Annotated in this window: 15 protein-coding genes; 5 read left to right on the forward strand and 10 right to left on the reverse strand. The window is 65.5% G+C overall.

Annotated elements, in window-relative coordinates:
* Positions 1 to 102: 102 nt before the first annotated feature.
* Genes GRX03_RS08850 through GRX03_RS08860 form a run of 3 tightly spaced genes read right to left on the reverse strand, consistent with a single transcriptional unit; the run spans position 103 to position 3,026 of the window.
* Positions 103 to 1,164 (reverse strand): glycosyltransferase, encoded by a 1,062-nt coding sequence (locus tag GRX03_RS08850; protein WP_159764168.1) that lies wholly within the window; start codon positions 1,162 to 1,164, stop codon positions 103 to 105.
* Between the two features lie 8 nt (positions 1,165 to 1,172).
* Positions 1,173 to 2,147, reverse strand: coding sequence for a glycosyltransferase family 4 protein (locus GRX03_RS08855; protein ID WP_159763848.1), 975 nt, complete (start codon positions 2,145 to 2,147; stop codon positions 1,173 to 1,175).
* A 21-nt stretch (positions 2,148 to 2,168) separates the two neighbouring features.
* Positions 2,169 to 3,026, reverse strand: coding sequence for a hypothetical protein (locus GRX03_RS08860; protein ID WP_159763849.1), 858 nt, complete (start codon positions 3,024 to 3,026; stop codon positions 2,169 to 2,171).
* A 364-nt stretch (positions 3,027 to 3,390) separates the two neighbouring features.
* Here GRX03_RS08860 and GRX03_RS08865 point away from each other — a divergent pair, with 364 nt between their 5' ends.
* The 4 genes from GRX03_RS08865 (at position 3,391) to GRX03_RS08880 (ending at position 7,636) form a co-directional block, all read left to right on the forward strand.
* The gene (locus tag GRX03_RS08865) at positions 3,391 to 4,395 is read left to right on the forward strand and encodes a lysylphosphatidylglycerol synthase transmembrane domain-containing protein (RefSeq protein ID WP_159763850.1); all 1,005 of its coding nucleotides are present in this window, start codon (positions 3,391 to 3,393) and stop codon (positions 4,393 to 4,395) included.
* A 135-nt stretch (positions 4,396 to 4,530) separates the two neighbouring features.
* Entirely contained in the window at positions 4,531 to 5,700 is a 1,170-nt protein-coding gene (locus GRX03_RS08870; protein ID WP_159763851.1) for an NAD-dependent epimerase/dehydratase family protein, read from the forward strand.
* A gap of 2 nt (positions 5,701 to 5,702) precedes the next feature.
* Positions 5,703 to 6,653, forward strand: a complete 951-nt coding sequence (locus GRX03_RS08875) for an NAD-dependent epimerase/dehydratase family protein (RefSeq protein WP_159763852.1) — start codon at positions 5,703 to 5,705, stop codon at positions 6,651 to 6,653.
* Positions 6,650 to 7,636 (forward strand): NAD-dependent epimerase/dehydratase family protein, encoded by a 987-nt coding sequence (locus tag GRX03_RS08880; protein ID WP_159763853.1) that lies wholly within the window; start codon positions 6,650 to 6,652, stop codon positions 7,634 to 7,636. The genes GRX03_RS08875 and GRX03_RS08880 overlap by 4 nt, the downstream gene beginning before the upstream one ends.
* A gap of 6 nt (positions 7,637 to 7,642) precedes the next feature.
* Here GRX03_RS08880 and GRX03_RS08885 read toward each other — a convergent pair whose 3' ends face one another.
* The 6 genes from GRX03_RS08885 to GRX03_RS08910 form a co-directional block, all read right to left on the reverse strand.
* On the reverse strand, positions 7,643 to 8,506 hold the full coding sequence (locus GRX03_RS08885) for a TrmB family transcriptional regulator (RefSeq protein ID WP_159763854.1): 864 nt from the start codon (positions 8,504 to 8,506) through the stop codon (positions 7,643 to 7,645).
* Between the two features lie 31 nt (positions 8,507 to 8,537).
* Complete coding sequence (locus GRX03_RS08890) at positions 8,538 to 10,364, reverse strand: glycosyltransferase family 39 protein (protein WP_159763855.1); 1,827 nt, start codon at positions 10,362 to 10,364, stop codon at positions 8,538 to 8,540.
* Between the two features lie 108 nt (positions 10,365 to 10,472).
* Positions 10,473 to 11,513 carry a YbhN family protein gene (locus GRX03_RS08895; protein WP_368278234.1) on the reverse strand — a complete coding sequence of 347 codons (1,041 nt, stop codon included), beginning with the start codon at positions 11,511 to 11,513 and terminating at the stop codon, positions 10,473 to 10,475.
* Positions 11,510 to 12,343, reverse strand: a complete 834-nt coding sequence (locus GRX03_RS08900; protein ID WP_159763856.1) for a polysaccharide deacetylase family protein — start codon at positions 12,341 to 12,343, stop codon at positions 11,510 to 11,512. The genes GRX03_RS08895 and GRX03_RS08900 overlap by 4 nt, the downstream gene beginning before the upstream one ends.
* The gene (locus GRX03_RS08905; protein WP_159763857.1) at positions 12,336 to 12,689 is read right to left on the reverse strand and encodes a DUF2304 domain-containing protein; all 354 of its coding nucleotides are present in this window, start codon (positions 12,687 to 12,689) and stop codon (positions 12,336 to 12,338) included. The genes GRX03_RS08900 and GRX03_RS08905 overlap by 8 nt, the downstream gene beginning before the upstream one ends.
* A 2-nt stretch (positions 12,690 to 12,691) precedes the next feature.
* Complete coding sequence (locus GRX03_RS08910) at positions 12,692 to 13,366, reverse strand: glycosyltransferase family 2 protein (protein ID WP_159763858.1); 675 nt, start codon at positions 13,364 to 13,366, stop codon at positions 12,692 to 12,694.
* Positions 13,367 to 13,546: 180 nt separating this feature from the next.
* Here GRX03_RS08910 and GRX03_RS08915 point away from each other — a divergent pair, with 180 nt between their 5' ends.
* Positions 13,547 to 15,091 (forward strand): alkaline phosphatase family protein, encoded by a 1,545-nt coding sequence (locus GRX03_RS08915; protein ID WP_159763859.1) that lies wholly within the window; start codon positions 13,547 to 13,549, stop codon positions 15,089 to 15,091.
* On the opposite strand, the gene GRX03_RS08920 is transcribed toward GRX03_RS08915, so the two are convergent.
* Complete coding sequence (locus GRX03_RS08920; protein WP_159763860.1) at positions 15,079 to 16,488, reverse strand: DolP-mannose mannosyltransferase; 1,410 nt, start codon at positions 16,486 to 16,488, stop codon at positions 15,079 to 15,081. The two genes, GRX03_RS08915 and GRX03_RS08920, sit on opposite strands and share 13 nt — an antisense overlap.
* Positions 16,489 to 16,505: the final 17 nt, after the last annotated feature.

Here is a 16,505-nt window from a genome sequence, read left to right on the forward strand (position 1 = left end):
AAACGGCGAGTGGACTTTTCCGTCCCACTTCAGGTGGCCCTCTGCAGAACGAGCCACGACACGGCCGTCAATGGGACACCGACACCGGTAGTATACCGGCGCTCAGTCCAGTTCCACTTCCTCGACGCGCCCGTCCCGCAACCCCTCGTAGAGCGTTTCGAGCTGGTCGATCGTCCGGTCGACGCTGTACTGCTCGACCGCCCCCCTCGTATCTCGGTCCGTCCGGAGACACTCCTCGACGGCCTGTGTCGCCGCCTCGACGTTGCCGGGTTCGTACCGGCGGCCGTTGTTGACGCCGATGGTCCTGTCGAACGGCGGGGCGTCGGCGGCGACGACCGGCGTGCCGCAGGCGTTGGCTTCGAGGGTCGACAGCCCCAGCGTGTCCGCCGTCGAGGCGGTGATGAACACGTCGATCGAGGAGTAGAAGATCGGGAGTTCCTCCCGGGGGAGAAAGTCCCGGAGGGTGACGTTGTCGGGTTTGTTCGCCCGCAGTGCCTCCCGACGCGGCCCCTCGCCGACGATGACGAACTGGTACTCGGGAAGCTCCCGGGCGACCTCTAACACCTCGGCGAGGTTCTTCTCGCTGCTGAGTCGACCGCTGTAGCCGATTACTGTCTCGTCTTCGTACCACCGCTGTTCGGTCGGCTGGAAGAACTCCATGTTGACGCCGACGGGCAACTGGACGTGATCGACGTCGCGGTTGATCCGGCTCGTCGAGGCCGTCACCACGTCGAATAGCTGCATATACTTGCTCTCGATAGCCGGGTATCGCTTCTGGAGGGCGCTCGCAAGCCGCTCCCAGGGCAGTCCCTGGTGGAAGTACTCCTCGATGGGCGTGTGGTGGGTGTAGACGAGGGGAACGTCGTACTTCTGTGCGTACCGCAGGCCGAGCCAGCCGACCGGCCCGGGGCCGTGGCAGTGGACAAGATCGAGATCCGGAAGCGTCGACGGCCGCCGGTAGGTCGGGGCGCGATACCCCGGATAGAACGGATTGGGCAGCGACGGGACCGGGTGTTCGCCCTCGCCGGGTTCGTAGTCGCCGTCCGGATAGATGATGTCGGTCTCGTGACCGCGTTCGCTGAGCCGGTCACACCACAACTGCAGCGTGTAGGTCACGCCGTCGATTTCCGGGAAGTAGCTGTCCGTGAAGAAGCCGACCCGCATTCCGTCCGTCATCGTCCACACACCTCCTCGTACAGTCGCTCGTACTCCTCGGCGACCGCGTCGAGATGGTACGGCTCGCTTCGCTCCCGTGCGGTCTCCCCGAGACGCGCCCGCTCGTCGGCGTCCCGTAACTGCCGGATCGCGTCGACGAATCCGGCGTCCCCGTCGACTTTGATCGCGTCCTCGCCGTCGGTCAACCACGAGAACGTCTCGATGTCGCGAACGACCGGCGGCTTGCCTGCCGCCATCGCTTCGAGCAGCGCGATGCCCTCGTTTTCCTCGTGGGTCGGGAAGAAGAAGATATCTCCGGCGGCGTAGGCCCCCCGAATGTCGTCGACGAAGCCGGTGAAGGTACAGTTCTGTGGGGAGTCGTCGATCAGCCGCTTCGTCGACCGACCTTTCAGTTCCCTGTCCAGCGGGCCGAACCACGCGAAGTCGATCTCCGGAAGCTTTCGGGCCGTCTCGACGAACGTCTCTAGCCCCTTTCGCTTGATCACGTGACCGACCAGAAAGACCACCGGCGGCGAGAGGTCGTACCGCCGTAGATACTCCTCGCGCAGGTCCTCGAAGCCCGCCAGTTTCTCCGTGTCGACGCCGTTGGTGATGACTCGCGTCGGTGTGTCGGTGTAGCTGTCGATCACTCCCTGGTTGTACTCCGAGGGGCAGACGAGCGCGTCCGCGAGGCCGTATGCGCGTTTCAGATACGGCCGCAGCGGGTACGACAGCGCGTTCGTAAACCGGAAGCTCTCTCCGAAGTCCTCGGCGGTCACGTGGGTGTGTGCGACGACTGGACAGTCCGCGCGACTGGCGTAGTAGACCGACCGCGGCCCCATCACGTTGCAGTGCAACACGTCGGCGTCGAGTACGGGCTCGGTCGTGTACGCGATTCCGCGCTTTTCGAGCATCTTGCGCTGGTGGGCGACGGACTCGCTGATGCCGCCCGTCACGCGGTCCTCGAACTCGAAGTAGTGGCTTACGAACATGGCGAACTGATTACCGGCAGATCACGCAACGCCGTCGACCTCCAGCCACGGCACCTCGATCAGCGGCGGAATGTGGGTCTCGATGTGATGCTCCCAGACGCCCTGTTCACCGAAGGCCTCCCCGTGGTCCGCGGTGACGACGATATCGCCGTCGAGGTCGTCGATCAGGTCGACGATCTCTTCGAGCGCGATCCGGAGGTTCTGCTCGTGGTACTCCATCGCGGTCTGTCGGGTGCCGCCGCGGACGAGTTCGACCGGGTCCATCTCCAGCCACAGGCCGGCCTTCTGCGCGAGCGAACTGCCCTCTAAGGACTGTTCGAGTTTCGGTCGCACGGTGTCGCCGATCTTCGAGACGACGCCCCCGTCGCCGTCGGACTCGGCCTGGCGGTTGATCCCCTCTTTGATCTGGCCGAGTTTGCCGCCCTGGCCGCGGCTGAGATACGGCGCGTGTGGCTGCATGTAATGGAGGACGGTCCGCTCGGCCTCCTCGACTGCGTCCTGGTGGTTCTCGAATCCCTCGGTCATGTTCTCGGGGGGGACGGTCCCCAACTCGTCGTCCCAGCCCTCCCGCCAGATGTCGATGACGTTCGAGATGTGGTCGGTCGCAGTCCAGTCGTAATCGCAACTGGCGCCCCACTTCAGTTCCGAGAGCGGGATGCCGAGGCTGTTGATAAACGGATTTCCGGAGAAGTACGCGATATCGTGGCTCCCGGTGAAAGTGCGGTACGCCCACTCCGGCGTCGAGGAGCCGATACTCTCCCGTCGTTCGAGCGAGCCGTCGAGGTACTCGTCGTACACCGACTCGAACACGTCGTAGCGACACGAGTCGAGGACCAGACAGTAGTCCCACTCGGATTCGAGAAACTGCTGGGATCGCATTCTATTGTTCTACCCAATCAGGCCGGTAATGGTATTTCTAACGGTTCACGCTTGATGGGGGAACAACCGCTGTACCGACCGAATGACGCCGGCTCTGGCCACCTCCGGCCGTTGCGCCTCGTCTCTCGCCCCTCTTGTCACCCGGTCTACAGCACGTCGGAGCGTGACACCGAGATCGCCGGAGCCGCCTGTGAACACTTGCCGCACATCGAGGCCGAGATGCCGGGAGATCTCGAATCCCTGTAGCTGCCCGCTGACAGTCGGGATTCCGGGAGATGACGGATACGTCCACGGGACTTGTTCGGCGACAGAGACGCTGCAAAAAGATCGAACAGTTGAAGACAGTTACAGTGGGAATAGGGGTATGGACCGGCGTCGGGCACTCCTCATCAGCGCGAGCGGCACGGCGGTTATCTTCGCGGTGTTGCTGTTCGTCGTCGGGGGGCGGAAGGTGTTGACCGCTCTCCGGAGTGCCGATCCACAGCTGGTCGGCCTCGTGGTCGTCGCCGGGGCGGGCTGGCTGAGCTGTTGGGGGCTCATGCTCCGGAGTATTCTCGGCACCCTCGGCACTCCGATCACCGTACTCCGTTCGCTGCAGATCTACGTCGCCGTGGCGTTTGCCAACAACGTCACTCCCTTCGGGCAGGCAGGCGGCGAACCGGTCGCCGCGTTTCTCATCTCGAAGGTGACCGACGAGCCCTACGAGACCGGACTCGCCGGGATCAGTGCCGTCGACGTCCTCAACGTCGTCTCGTCGGTGACGCTCATCCTGGTCAGCGTCAGCTACTACGCCACCACGACGACGGTCGCGGAGGCCGTCGAGGACGCCGTGCTCTCGGCGATCGGGATCATCGTCGGCGTCGGTATCGTCCTCGGGGTCGGCTGGCGGTACCGCTGGTCGCTCGTCAGCGCCGCGAGCCGCGTCGCCGCCTTTACCGCCTCTCGCCTCGTCCCCTCGTCCGGCCTCGACCTCCAGATCCAGGACCGCGCCGCCCGATTTTTCAACCACGTGGAGACGATCGCGACCAGCCCCTCACGCCTCGCGCTCGTCCTGGGTCTCTCGCTGGCCGGATGGGTTCTCCAGGGCGTCGCGCTGTTTATCGCCTTTCAGGCGGTCGGCCAGACCGTCCCAGTCGCGGTCGTCCTCTTCGCCGTCCCGCTTGGCAACCTCGCCGGGGCCGCGCCGCTTCCCGGGGGACTCGGCGGGATCGAAGCCGCCTTCGTCGCGATTCTCGTCCCGACGACCGGCATTCCGGCGGCGACGGTCACCGCGGCGGTCCTCATCCACCGCGGCGTGGTCTACTGGCTGCCGGTACTGGTCGGCGGAACGGTCGCGGCCAGATTCGGGATGAGCCTCGGCCGGACCTGACATTCTGATCCGATGGAGCCGACTGCGGCCCGCAGTGACGACGCCTCGTCTGGACGAACGCGACGACCCTGTCAACCGGTCTGGCCGGCGGTCGGACACACAAGAGCTATGTAGTTACTCACGTTTCGAGTAACTATGAGCGTCATCGTAACCGGCGGCGACGGCTATCTCGGCTGGCCGACCGCACTCAGAATCGCCACGCGAACGGACGACCGCGTCGTCCTCGTCGACAACTTCGCCCGGCGGGAGTGGGTCGAGGAGGTCGGCAGCGTCAGCGCGACACCGATTGCGGACATCGACGACCGCCTCGCCGCCGCCGTGGAGGTCCACGGCCTCGACAACCTCTCGTTCGTGGAGGCCGACCTCACCGACCGCGCCGAGGTGGACAAACTGCTCCAGATCCACGAACCGGGGACGATCATCCACACGGCCGCACAGCCGTCCGCCCCCTACTCGCAGATCAACGGCGAACGCGCCAACTACACCCAGCACAACAACCTCCAGGCGACCCGTAACCTCCTGTTCGGCCTGCACGAGAACGACATGACGGAGACGCACTTCGTCGAGACGACCACCACCGGCGTCTACGGCGCACCGGAGTTCCCCATCCCCGAGGGCGGGGCGACGATGGAGAACGACGGCGAGCGCGACGAGGTGCCGTTCCCGGCGATGGCTGGCTCGTGGTACCACCTCACGAAGAGCCACGACGCCGCCAACATGCGCCTGGCCCACCAGCAGTTCGACATCCCGATCAGCGACGTTCGGACCGCCATCGTCTACGGGACCGAGACCGAGGAGACCCGCGCCGACGACCGCCTGAACACCCGTTTTGACTTCGACTACTACTTCGGAACCGTGACCCACCGCTTCTGCGCGCAGGCGGTCGCGGGCTATCCTGTGACAGTCTACGGGAAAGGCGAACAGCGAAAGCCGTTCGTCTCGCTGGAAGACGCCGTCGAAGGGCTCGCACAACTCGCACTCACCGACCCCGACGAGCGGCCCGACGACCACGTCGTTTACAACCAGGTCACGCGCGCGATCAGTATCGTCGAGATTGCGAACACCATCTCCGAGGTCGGTGAAGCGTACGACCTCGACGTGGCGGTCGAACACTTCGAGAACCCCCGCGACGAGGACGAGACGCACAAGATGGAGATCGAAAACGACCGGTACGCGGATCTGATCGGCGGCCAGTCCCAGACCTTCGAGGAGGCTGTCGACGACATCCTCGACACGCTGATCCAGTACGACGACCGAGTGAAAGCACACGAGGACCGCTTCCTGCCCGGTGTCCTCGAAGAGTGACGATGAGCGACCGGACCGTCCTCGTCACCGGCGGGTGTGGATACATCGGCAGCGCGCTCGTCCCGGAGCTCCAGCGGGCCGAGGAGACGGACAACGTCGTCGTCTTCGACTCGCTTGCCGGCGGCTCACCCGCGAACCTCATGGACGCGGATGTCGGCAACGGGTTCGAGTTCAGACAGGGCGACGTTCGGAACTACGGGGAGGTCGAGAGCGCGATGCGAGGCGTCGACGCGGTGATCCATCTCGCCGCGGTCACGGGCGCCGCGAGCACCCACGACCGCCGCGAGGAGACCTTCGCGGTCAACCTCGACGGCACCCGTAACGTCCTGAACGCGGCCGAAAAGCTCGGCGTCGAGACCGTCACCTTCGCCTCCTCGTGTAACAACTACGGCCGCGCGCCCCACGAGAACGTCGACGAGACGACAGATCCCCGGCCGATCAACCCCTACGCCGAGTCGAAACTCGCCGCCGAGGAACTTCTCGCGGAGTTCGACGGCGACGCCACCGCCCTCCGACTCAGCACCAACTACGGCCACGCTCCCGGAATTCGGTTCAACCTCGTCGTGAACACGTTCGTGTTCCGCGCGCTCACCGGCCGACCGCTGACCGTCTACGGCGACGGCTCGAACTGGCGGCCGTTCATCCACGTCTCCGACGCCGCCCGGGCGTTCGCGCGGGCGACGCTGGAACCGGACTCCTGGCCCGAGCTAGTGTACAACGTCGGCGCGAACAGCGAGAACTACCGCATCAGCGACATCGCCGAAATCGTCCACGACGAGGTCGGTACCGGCGTCGACATCACGTATCTCGAAGACGAACACCCCGGGCCGTCCTACCACGTCAACTTCGACCGCGTCGAGGAGACCGGCTACGAACCGGAGTACACGCTCCGGGAGGGGGTCCGCGAACTCGCAACGGCATTCACGAACGACGCGTTCACAGCACACACATGAGCACACCGAACCCATCACCGACAGTCGCCGTCACGGGCGCTGCGGGATACATCGGCAGTCGTGTCGTCAGCCAGATACAGCGAGAACACCCCGACTGGGAGATCATCGCGGTCGATAACTTCTATCTCGGGACGATCCGTGAGATCGGTGACGTGACCGTCCAGCACGTCGACATCCGCAACCGAGAGCGACTCGAAGCGGTGCTCGACGGCGCGGACATCGTCCTGCACCTGGCGGCGATCAGCGGCGTCGACGACTGCGACGAGAAGCCGGATCTCGCCTTCGAGGTCAACGTTCAGGGAACCGAAAACGTCGCCTGGTTCTGCCGGAAGAGCGGTGCCGGACTGGCCTTTCCCTTCAGCATGGCCGTGCTGGGCGATCCGGCGGAGTTCCCGATCACCGTCGACCTCCCCCGCGATCCGATGAACTGGTACGGTCGGACGAAACTCCTCGGCGAGCAGTCGATCAGGACCTACGCCGACGGTTCGTTCCCGGCACACCTCTTTCTCATCTCGAATCTCTACGGCGAACACCGTATCGCCGGCCAGCGGGTGAGCAAGGGGACGGTGATCAACTTCTTCGTCGACCGGGTCTTCTCCGACCAGCCCCTCACCGTGTACGAACCCGGTACGCAGTCCCGCAACTACATCCACGTCACCGATGTCGCAAACGCCTACCTCCGCAGCGCGGAGGAACTGCTCGCACAGCTCGACCGCGACGAGACGGGGGCCCGCGCCTACGAGATTGCCAGCGACGAGGATCCAAGCGTCCAGACTGTCGCAGAACTCGTCCGGCGGATCGCCAGCGAGGAGGCAGATATCGACACCGAGGTGAGTCTCGTCGAGAACCCGCGAAGCGGCGAAACCCTCGTCGACCAGTTCGCCGTCGACACCAGCAGAACCCGGTCGGAACTGGGCTGGGAGCCCGAACACACCGTCGAGGAGACGGTCCGCGAACTCGTCCGCGAGCGCAGCGGGGAGTAGCGGCGCTCACAGCGTCTCGATTGCGTCGGAGCCGACGCTCTCGTACTCCCAGATCAACTCGAAATACCGATTCAGCCCGGCGACGAAGGAGCCGTTCTCGGTCACCGCGGCCTGTCGCAGGTGAAGCGGGATGTCCTTCTCCTCGACGAGGATGATCGCGATACCCGTCTCGTAGTCCATGCTGGGGTCGGCAAGCGTCCCCCGCCAGGGTAGCGGCTTCTCGCTGAACCGGAGGTCGAGCGACGGGAACTCCGCGGCGAGTTCGCCGGCAATCTCGGCCTGGATCTCGCTGTTGTGCTCGGAGAGGTGTTCCGGGTGGACGAAGAGCACGTCGATCTCCACGCCGCGGTCGACCGCCGTTTCCAGTGCGGGACGGACCCGCTCGAAGTACTCGAAGCTCTTGGTCATGATCCGGAGGGTCCGCTCGGCGTCGCGGTAGATCGACCGGGTCTCCGATTCGCTCGGTTTGCCCACGTCGACGACGTGAAACAGCTCCTCGGCCGGGGAGCGGTCCTCGCTCGCTCGCTGGTAGCGGGGCTGGTAGGTCTCCAGAAACGGCTCGCGGAGCTCGTCGAGTTCGGCGCGGAATGACTCGAAGGCCTGCTGGCGGTTCTCGACCGCCCGGTCGAGGATCTCCGCGGGCGGTTTCGGCTGGAACTCCTTGGGGCGGCCGGGGATCACCTCGACGAACCCCCGGTCGGCGAGTTCGTCGAGTACGCCGTAGATCCGGGCGTTGGGAATTCCGGTCGCTTCCGCGAGGTTGGGTGCCGTCGACCGCCCGTGCGTGAGCAGCCCCTTGAGTGCCGTCGTCTCGTACTCACCGAGGTCGAGACGGTCGAACAGTGCGTCGGCATCCGGCTGGTCGTCCATACCTCGCGTGACGGGCCGACGGGAGTTAAAGCTACCACGGCGGGGTGCGGTCGGCGACGCAGCTCCCGCTGTGCTCCAGAATCGCGACGTACTGGTTCACCCTGAGTTCCTGTTCGTCGCCGTACTGGTCGCTGTGCGGGTTGATTCCCAGTGGAACGAGGTCGCGAAGTGACCCCGGTTCGGCCCTGCTCGGGACGAAATTCGGCGGCCGGTCGCCGAACTCCGCGACAATCTCGTAGTTGTACTCGCTGTCCAGCAGCGCGCGGATGTACCGCGCCCGCTCGTCGACGCGGGAGTCGATGTCGTAGCCGCGCTGGTCGTCCGGGATGTCCTGGAGATAGAGTAGTTCCTTGTATCCCACCTGTATGTAGGTCGGACAGGCCTCGACGGCGGGGTCGTCCATCCCTCGCCAGATCGGGTTGATCCGCATGTCGTGCGGGATCGCGTTCTCCAGAAAGCCGTGGTAATAGGTCTCCATCGTGGCGTCCTCGTCGGCGTTCTCCGACAGCCACTCCGTGGCCTCGTCTCGCGGCATCGACGCGTACATGCCGACGCCGACGCCGGCGTACAGCGCCGAACTCACCACCAGCCCGGCGGTGAGAACGCGGCCGACCTGTCGTCGCCGGTCCCGCAGCAGCCACAGCCAGTCGGCGAGCAACACCATCAACACCGGCACGGTCGGGAGCAGGTGATGCACCCGGAAGTCGTGAAACGTCGAGAACAACAGCCAGAAACAGCCCAGCACCGCCACCAGCAACAGTCGCTCGTCGAACTCCGGAGCCGGCGTGCGAAGCGTCTCCGGGGCCAACCGCCGCAGCGTCGCGACGGCCCCGACGACGCCGCCGGCGGTCCCGACGAGCAGCGGCCAGCCGAAGGCGCTGACGTAGGTGCGCAGAAACCACCACCACAGCGGGGCCGTCGGGCCGACGGCAGTCCCGGTTCGCCCCGCACCGCCGCCGATGCGGATCGCCACGAGGTCGATGTGACCGACGAGCGCGGTCGGGAATCCCAGCAGGATCGTCACGGCACCGATGCCGGCGCCTTTCAGCAGAAACCGCGGCTCCCAGAGCACTTCCCGCCAGGTGCCTTCCTCGGTCCGGGCCGACAGCGCGAAGGCGAGCACGAAGAGCAACACCAGCGGCGCGACCGTGAGTTTGAACGCGATCGCCACGCCGCCAGCGACGCTGGCGAGGTAGAACTGCCGGCGGTGTCCGGTCCGGAGGTACCGCAGGAGATACAGCAGCGTGAGCACGAGACACATCGTCGCAGGGATGTCCTCGCCGCCCTCCTTCGCGAGTTTGAGAAAGCCGAAGGTGACGGTCAGAAGCACCGCGGCGACGCGGCCGGTCCAGCGGTTCCGGAGTTCGGTGCCGAGCCGATAGACCAGATAGACGGTCACGGCCGCGAAGAGCACGTTCGTCAGTCGGACAAACAGGAGGCTCCAGGTCCAGACCCACTCCGGCGTCGACGCCCAGACCGGGTAGTGTGCGTAGGTGTCGGCGGGAAAGCCGATTCCGGTGATCGCCTCCACGTTACCGGACAGCACCGCCGCGAGCACGACCGGCAACACGGCGATGGCGTAGACGTAAAACGTCGCCCCGAACGGGGCTCGTCCCCAGGAGACGCCCTCGTGGATCCCGACGGGAGTGGGGTTCGAGAGCACCGAACTGTACGCGACCAGCGGATCGAGAACCCGGTTGTGTTCGTCCCAGGTCGCGAAGTTCGGAATCCGATGCCAGAAGTAGAAGCCGGCGAGCAGGACCACCGCGAGCAGGATGTATTTCAGGTACCGATCGGTCCGCAGATCCGAGAGCAACCGTCTCGTCGCCGCGCTGGCCGCGCCACGCAACCGGCTCATCGGGTACAGGTGACACGAACGGACGAATAAGCATTGTGGTCTCCCGAGGTCGGCCGGATCCGTCACGCCGTCCGGTTTCGGAGTCGACGCCGACCGGCTTTCCGGGACTCACTCCCCGGCGTCCGCGTCGGTCGATAGCTCCGAGAGGTCGAGTTGGAGCGAGGGGTACCAGCCGCCCAGCGCCGGGAGATAGACGCCGAGGAACCTGTCGACGAAAATGACTGGGACGATGACTGCGTTCGGGACGCCCAGCGCGACGAACACGAGCGTCGCCGTCGCCTCGGTCACGCCGATGCCGCCGGGCGTGAGCGGCAGCAGCGTGACGCTGTAGGCCATCACGAGCACGAGCGGTAACAACACTGCCGGTCGGAAGGGAACGCCGAAAGCCTCCAACAGGAGCCAGACCCGGGCGGCCGGTGCGAGCGCGAGCGCGAGCGCCCACCCGGCGGCGTAGCCGAGCCAGACGGCCGGGGAACCGGCGAGCCCCCGGAAGGCGGCCGTCGAGGCCGCGGTGAAATCGACGGCGTCGTCGATCCTCTCGACCACGGTCTCTCCGATTCGGGGCAGCCGACTCAGCGGCCCTTCGAGGGCGGCGATCAGGCGGTCGAGCAGCGTCAGGTTCACGCCCGCCAGCAGCACGACCGCGCCGGCGGCGAGATACAGCCCGGTCGACAGCGCGACTACCAGGAGGATCTCGGTCGACAGCGCGGTCGCGGTGGCGAGCAGTCCGGCCGTCGCGACCAGCCCGTAGACGACGGCGTAGATCCCCGTGTGGACGCCCGACGCGGCGACGGCGTCCGGATAGGAGAGCCCGGTCCTGCTCCGGAGGACGAAGGGGGCGGCGACCCGCCCCGAGAGCCGCGACGGGAGCAGTTGGTTGATGAAGTTGACCATCAGATCAGTGCTCGCCGCGGCCCGGAAAGAGACCGGCTGAAGGCGGTTCAGGACGACGTGCCAGGTGTAAAACCGGCCACAGAGCCCGATCACGCTCACCGCGAGCACGAGCGCGACCGTGAGGGCGTCGAGGTCGCCGAGCAGCGCCGCCACCCGCCCGAACTGGACCTGCGTGAGCAGCCACCCGAGCGCGACCAGTCCGACGCCGTACTGGACGGTGCTGACCAGCACGCTCCGCGGTGACGGTCGGTTCACGCCCGATCCCCGAGTCCGTGCTCGGCGATCACGTTCCGTACCGTCGTGAACTCGAAGGGCTGATCGAGGATGTACTCGACGGCTCGGCGCATCCACGACCCGGTGCGGACGTACACGCGTTTCGGAACGCCGTCGACGGCCGGCAGATCGACCAACTCCCACGGGTGGACGTACAGCACCGGCGCGATTCCTCGCCTGGCGAGGAGCTTCATTCCGGCGACCGTGTACCGCGGGCCGAAAAACCGGAGCCACGTGCCGGTCAACGGCAGCCGCACACCCGGACAGACGCTGGTCGGCACCTCGGTGATCTCCGTCGGCGCGGCCGAATCGACCGCCGTCGCCCGCGACGGCCGGTGGAGGTCGTACTCGCCGCCGTACCAGCCGGGGATGCGACGGCTCGCGACGACGCTCGAATCGTACTCGTACCCCGTCTCGGCGAGCAACTCGAAGTGGTCGTCGGTGATGTCGAACGCCGGCGCGCGGAACCCGGAGACGGTCTCGCCCGTGACCGATTCGAGCGTCTCCCGGGAGTCGGCCAGTTCCGCCCGGCGCTGCTCGGCGCTGAGGTCGGTGAGCAGCCTGTGTGTCTGGGTGTGTGAAGCGATCTCGTGGCCCGCGTCTGCCAGCGCCCTCACCGCCTCTGGATGTCGCTTCGCAACGTCTCCGACCACGAAACAGGTCGCGGTCGCGTCGTTGTTCGCCAGCACGGTCCGCAGAAACTCGCCGGCGCCCAACCCGACCGGTCCGTCGCAGGTGCCGGCCGCGCTACGGTAGGCCGGGGTGTGTTCGAACAGCTCGAAGTCGATCGAGAAGACGGCGCGGTCAGTCATCCATTTCCTCGAGTTCGTTCCGGAGGAGGCTGACCTGCTCGTTGAGCCGCGAGACCTTGTCGTAGAGTCTGCCGATCCGGTTCAGCAGGTAGGTCACGACCACGAACAGCGTCAAATTCGAGATGACGAGAATCGCCCGTGCTTTCAGTTCGAGGCCGAGCAGCGTCGCGACGAACTGGAAGAGGTCCGGATAGATGCCGACGACGATGAGACCCGTCCCCACGATCAGCGACATGGTGAACAGAAAGACCGCTTCCCGGCCCTGTCGAACCAGATAGAGGCCGTTTCCGAGAAAGACGAGTCCGACCAGCACCGCGATGACGTTGACGGTGGTGTACTCGACCATGGTTATCGGAAGGCGAGTACGCGGAGGATCACGTTGAGCATCCGGAAGGGGTAGAGGACGAACGTATCGAGCGTGAACTGTGACTCGCCCTCCTCTCTGGTCGGCATCTCGATGGATACCTCCGTGATCCGCTGGTTCTTCTTGGCGGCCTCCAGGGTCTGCTCGACCGCCCAGTGTTTGTCCGAGCGGTGCAGAATCTCCTCGAGCGCCGAGACGCGGTACACCCTGAATCCGCTCGTCACGTCCGTGATATCGACGCCGCCGAGCACGTTGACGGTCTTCGTGAAGAAGGTGATCCCGAGCTTTCGGACGAGCGAGTACTCCTGGAAGCTCTCGTTGAGATACCGGCTGGCGATGACCATGTCGTTGTCCTCGGCCTCCGCCAGCAGCGCCGGGATATACTCGGGGTCGTGTTGGCCGTCGCCGTCGATCTGTAACACGAAGTCGTAGTCGTGCTGGATGGCGTACTGGTAGCCGGTCCGGACCGCCCCGCCGACGCCGGTGTTGAAGACGTGTTCGACGACGGTGGCTCCGTGTTCCCGGGCAATCGCCGCGGTCCCGTCGCTCGACCCGTCGTCGACGACGACGACCCTGTCGACGTGGTCCCGTGTCTCGGCGATCACCTCACCGATGGTATCGGACTCGTTGTACGCGGGGATGACGGCGACGACTCGCATCGCGTAGGTGTCGTGGGAGCGTGTATTTATTCTTTATTCTTGCAGTCGTCGCCGATCTCTGGGCCGTTTTCTGGACTGTCGGGCCGTCTGGCCCTCTCCGTCCGCCGTTCGGTCGCGACACTGATCGCTGTACTGACCAGAGCGAAACGTACTAGTACGTTGGTCGGTTTCCACAGACCGATGACCAAGACCATCGTCGTGGGACTGGACGGTGCCAGTTGGGACCTGCTGGATCCGTGGCTGGCCGAGGGGGCCCTCCCGAACCTGTCCGCACTCCGGGAGTCGAGTTCCTGGGCCGAGACCGAGAGCTGTCTCCCGCCGGTCACCTTCCCCAACTGGAAGTGTTACTCCTCGGGGAAGAACCCCGGCGGGTTCGGCGTCTACTGGTTCGAGCGGGTCGATCTGGCGGCCGGAGAGATCGAGGTCACCAACGGCAGTGACTTCGAGACTGCCGAACTCTGGGATTATCTCAACGACGACGGCCAGCGCACGGGTGTCGTCAACATGCCGACGATGTATCCGCCCCGGGAGATCGACGGTCCGATCGTCTGCGGCGGTCCCGACGCCGTTGAGGGGGAGTACCGCTCTATCGACGGCGGCTACGCGACTCCGGAGGGGCTCGTCGAGGAACTCGAAGACCGCTTCGATTACCGCGTCCATCCGGAACCGCTTCTCTCCTCCAACGAGGAACGCGGCGAGGAGGTCGACGAGATTCTCGACCTCCTCGACCTCCGGTTCGAGGTCGCATTGACCCTGCTGGAGGAGCGGGATCTCGACTTCGTCCACGTCACGCTCTTTTATCTGAACGTCTTGCAGCATTTCTTCTGGAACGACGAGCCGACCCGACGGGCCTGGACACTGATCGACGAGTGGATCGGGCGACTCGACGACCGCGAGGATCTGAATCTCGTCTTGATGTCCGACCACGGCTGTGGCGCGACGACCACCGAGTTCTACANCAACGAGTGGCTGGTCGAGAACGGCTACCAGCAGCGGGAGACCAGCATCGACAACGTCTTCCAGCGCGCCGGACTCGACCGGGAGAACGTCCTCTCGGTCGCGAAACGGCTCGGCGTGGTCGACCTGCTCGCGGAAGTCGTCCCCGAGCGTATCCAGCAGATGGTCCCCCAGCGGGCGGGGCTGAAACGCGACCGAAAGCTCGAAGCTATCGACCTCTCGGCCACGAAGGCGGTCGCGAGCGCCCAGGGGCCGATCTACCTCAACCCCGCCTTCGACACCGAAGCGGTCCGCGAGGAACTGATCGCCGACCTCCGGGCGGTCGAGGACGAGGACGGCCCGCTGTTCGAGAACGTCTACAAAGGCGAGGAGATCTACAGCGGCCCCTACGCCGACGCCGCGCCGGAGGTCGTCGTCGACCAGCGCGTCGGCGTCCACGTCAACGACGGCGTCGGCGGGGGAGAAGTGACCGCCGCTCCGGACCGCTGGGCGGCCGAGAACACGCTCAACGGCATCTTCGTCGCGAGCGGCCCGGACTTCCGGGACGAGGGCCAACTCGATCAGATCAGCATCCTCGATATGGCACCGACGCTGCTGACCGCCCACGGCTGTCCGATCCCGACCGACATGGAGGGAGAGCCGCTCGATATCGTCGCCGGCGATCCGGAACCCGCGAGCCGCGAACCGATCTCACTGGCCGACGCCGACCGACAGGACGACACCGCGGCGGTCGAGGACCGTCTCAAAAACCTCGGCTACATGGAGTGACCGACCGGGGCGGCCGGGAGCCCCGACCAGGGCGTGACGAGATCACCGAACCACTGCAGCGGCGGCTGATCGTACGGCCACTGTCCGCAGGTCGATTTGTACAGCGTGCCGCCGGTCTCCTGCTCGAAGTACTTCTGTTTGTTTCCGAGCCGGTAGTGACACTGGTCCGGCTGGAGTTTCTCCCAGTAGATGGTCTCCATGGAGGGCCAGCCCTCGGGGTCTGCCGGTAGCGAGTCGTAGGCGGGGACCTCCCGCTGGTCGTACTCGTTTTCGACCGCGCTCTGTAAGGGCGCGTTCGGCCCGTTCAACTCCGCGGTCATATGCCAGCCGCCGCTGGTTACGACGAGGACGAGGACGACCCCCGCGAGCAGCGAGCGCTCGGAGGGGACCGACCTGTGGGCCACGGCCAGCCCGGCACCGAGCGAGAGGAACACGAATGTGATGACGAGATCGATCGCGCCCTGGAATTCGAGAAACATCTGCAACAGGTAGATCGCACCGCCCGCCGCGACCCACCAGTACCTGCGGTAATCCTCCGCGACCCCGAGGCTCCAGCCGTACACCGCAATCGGGACGATCAACACGCCGTAACCGATCTCGATAACGAACTTGAGCAGTCGGCCGACCAGACTGTATCCCTCGACGCCGTAGACCGGCGCGATCACGGCCTCGACGAACAGCGGTACGGTGTGACCCTGGAGCACGAACGGGGCGACAGTGAATACCGCGGCGGCCACTCCGCCGGCGACGGTCCGCAACAGCCCCTCTTTGCCCGTTCGCTGGAGGCCGATTCCGACGACCAGAAACGCGACCGGACCGCCGAGTTGCCAGAAGCCGGCACCCATCGCTCCGACCGCCCCGGCGGAGAACGGCCGGTCGTCGATGGCGAGAATCAACGCACCGACGGCACAGAGGAACGCGAAGTATTTCGGTCTGATCCCGGCGTACGGAAACGAGTAGATCGACGTGAGCACGAACATCGCCAGGCCCGCGACGACGCTCGCGAAGCCGTCGCCCGTCAGTCGGTGCGTGAGCACGCCCAGTAGCGTTACACCGGCCGTGACGGTCCCCACGGCGACGATCACGCTGAGGACGTGCAACACCGCCATGTTGCCGAACGACAGCGCGGCCAGAATCGTCGTCACGAAGTAGATCAGCGGCGGTTTCAGATCCCAGATGTCGACGTAGAGATCCTCGCCGTTGAGAATCGACCAGCCGGCGTGCTGAAACAGTGCGGAGTCGATGTGGATATAAAATGGCGAGCGGGCGAACTGAACGAGCGTCGCCAGCGTGATGATCAGTCCCGATCCGACGAGCAACACCCAAAACCAGTGCGTGTCGATCTGTTCGTAAAACTCCGTCTTACTCTGTGGGATCTGCCCAGCGCTCACTCCCATTCTCTGTCTGTGCTTTC

It is taken from the genome of Halovenus carboxidivorans (assembly GCF_009831575.1).
GTDB classification, from domain to species: domain Archaea; phylum Halobacteriota; class Halobacteria; order Halobacteriales; family Haloarculaceae; genus Halovenus; species Halovenus carboxidivorans.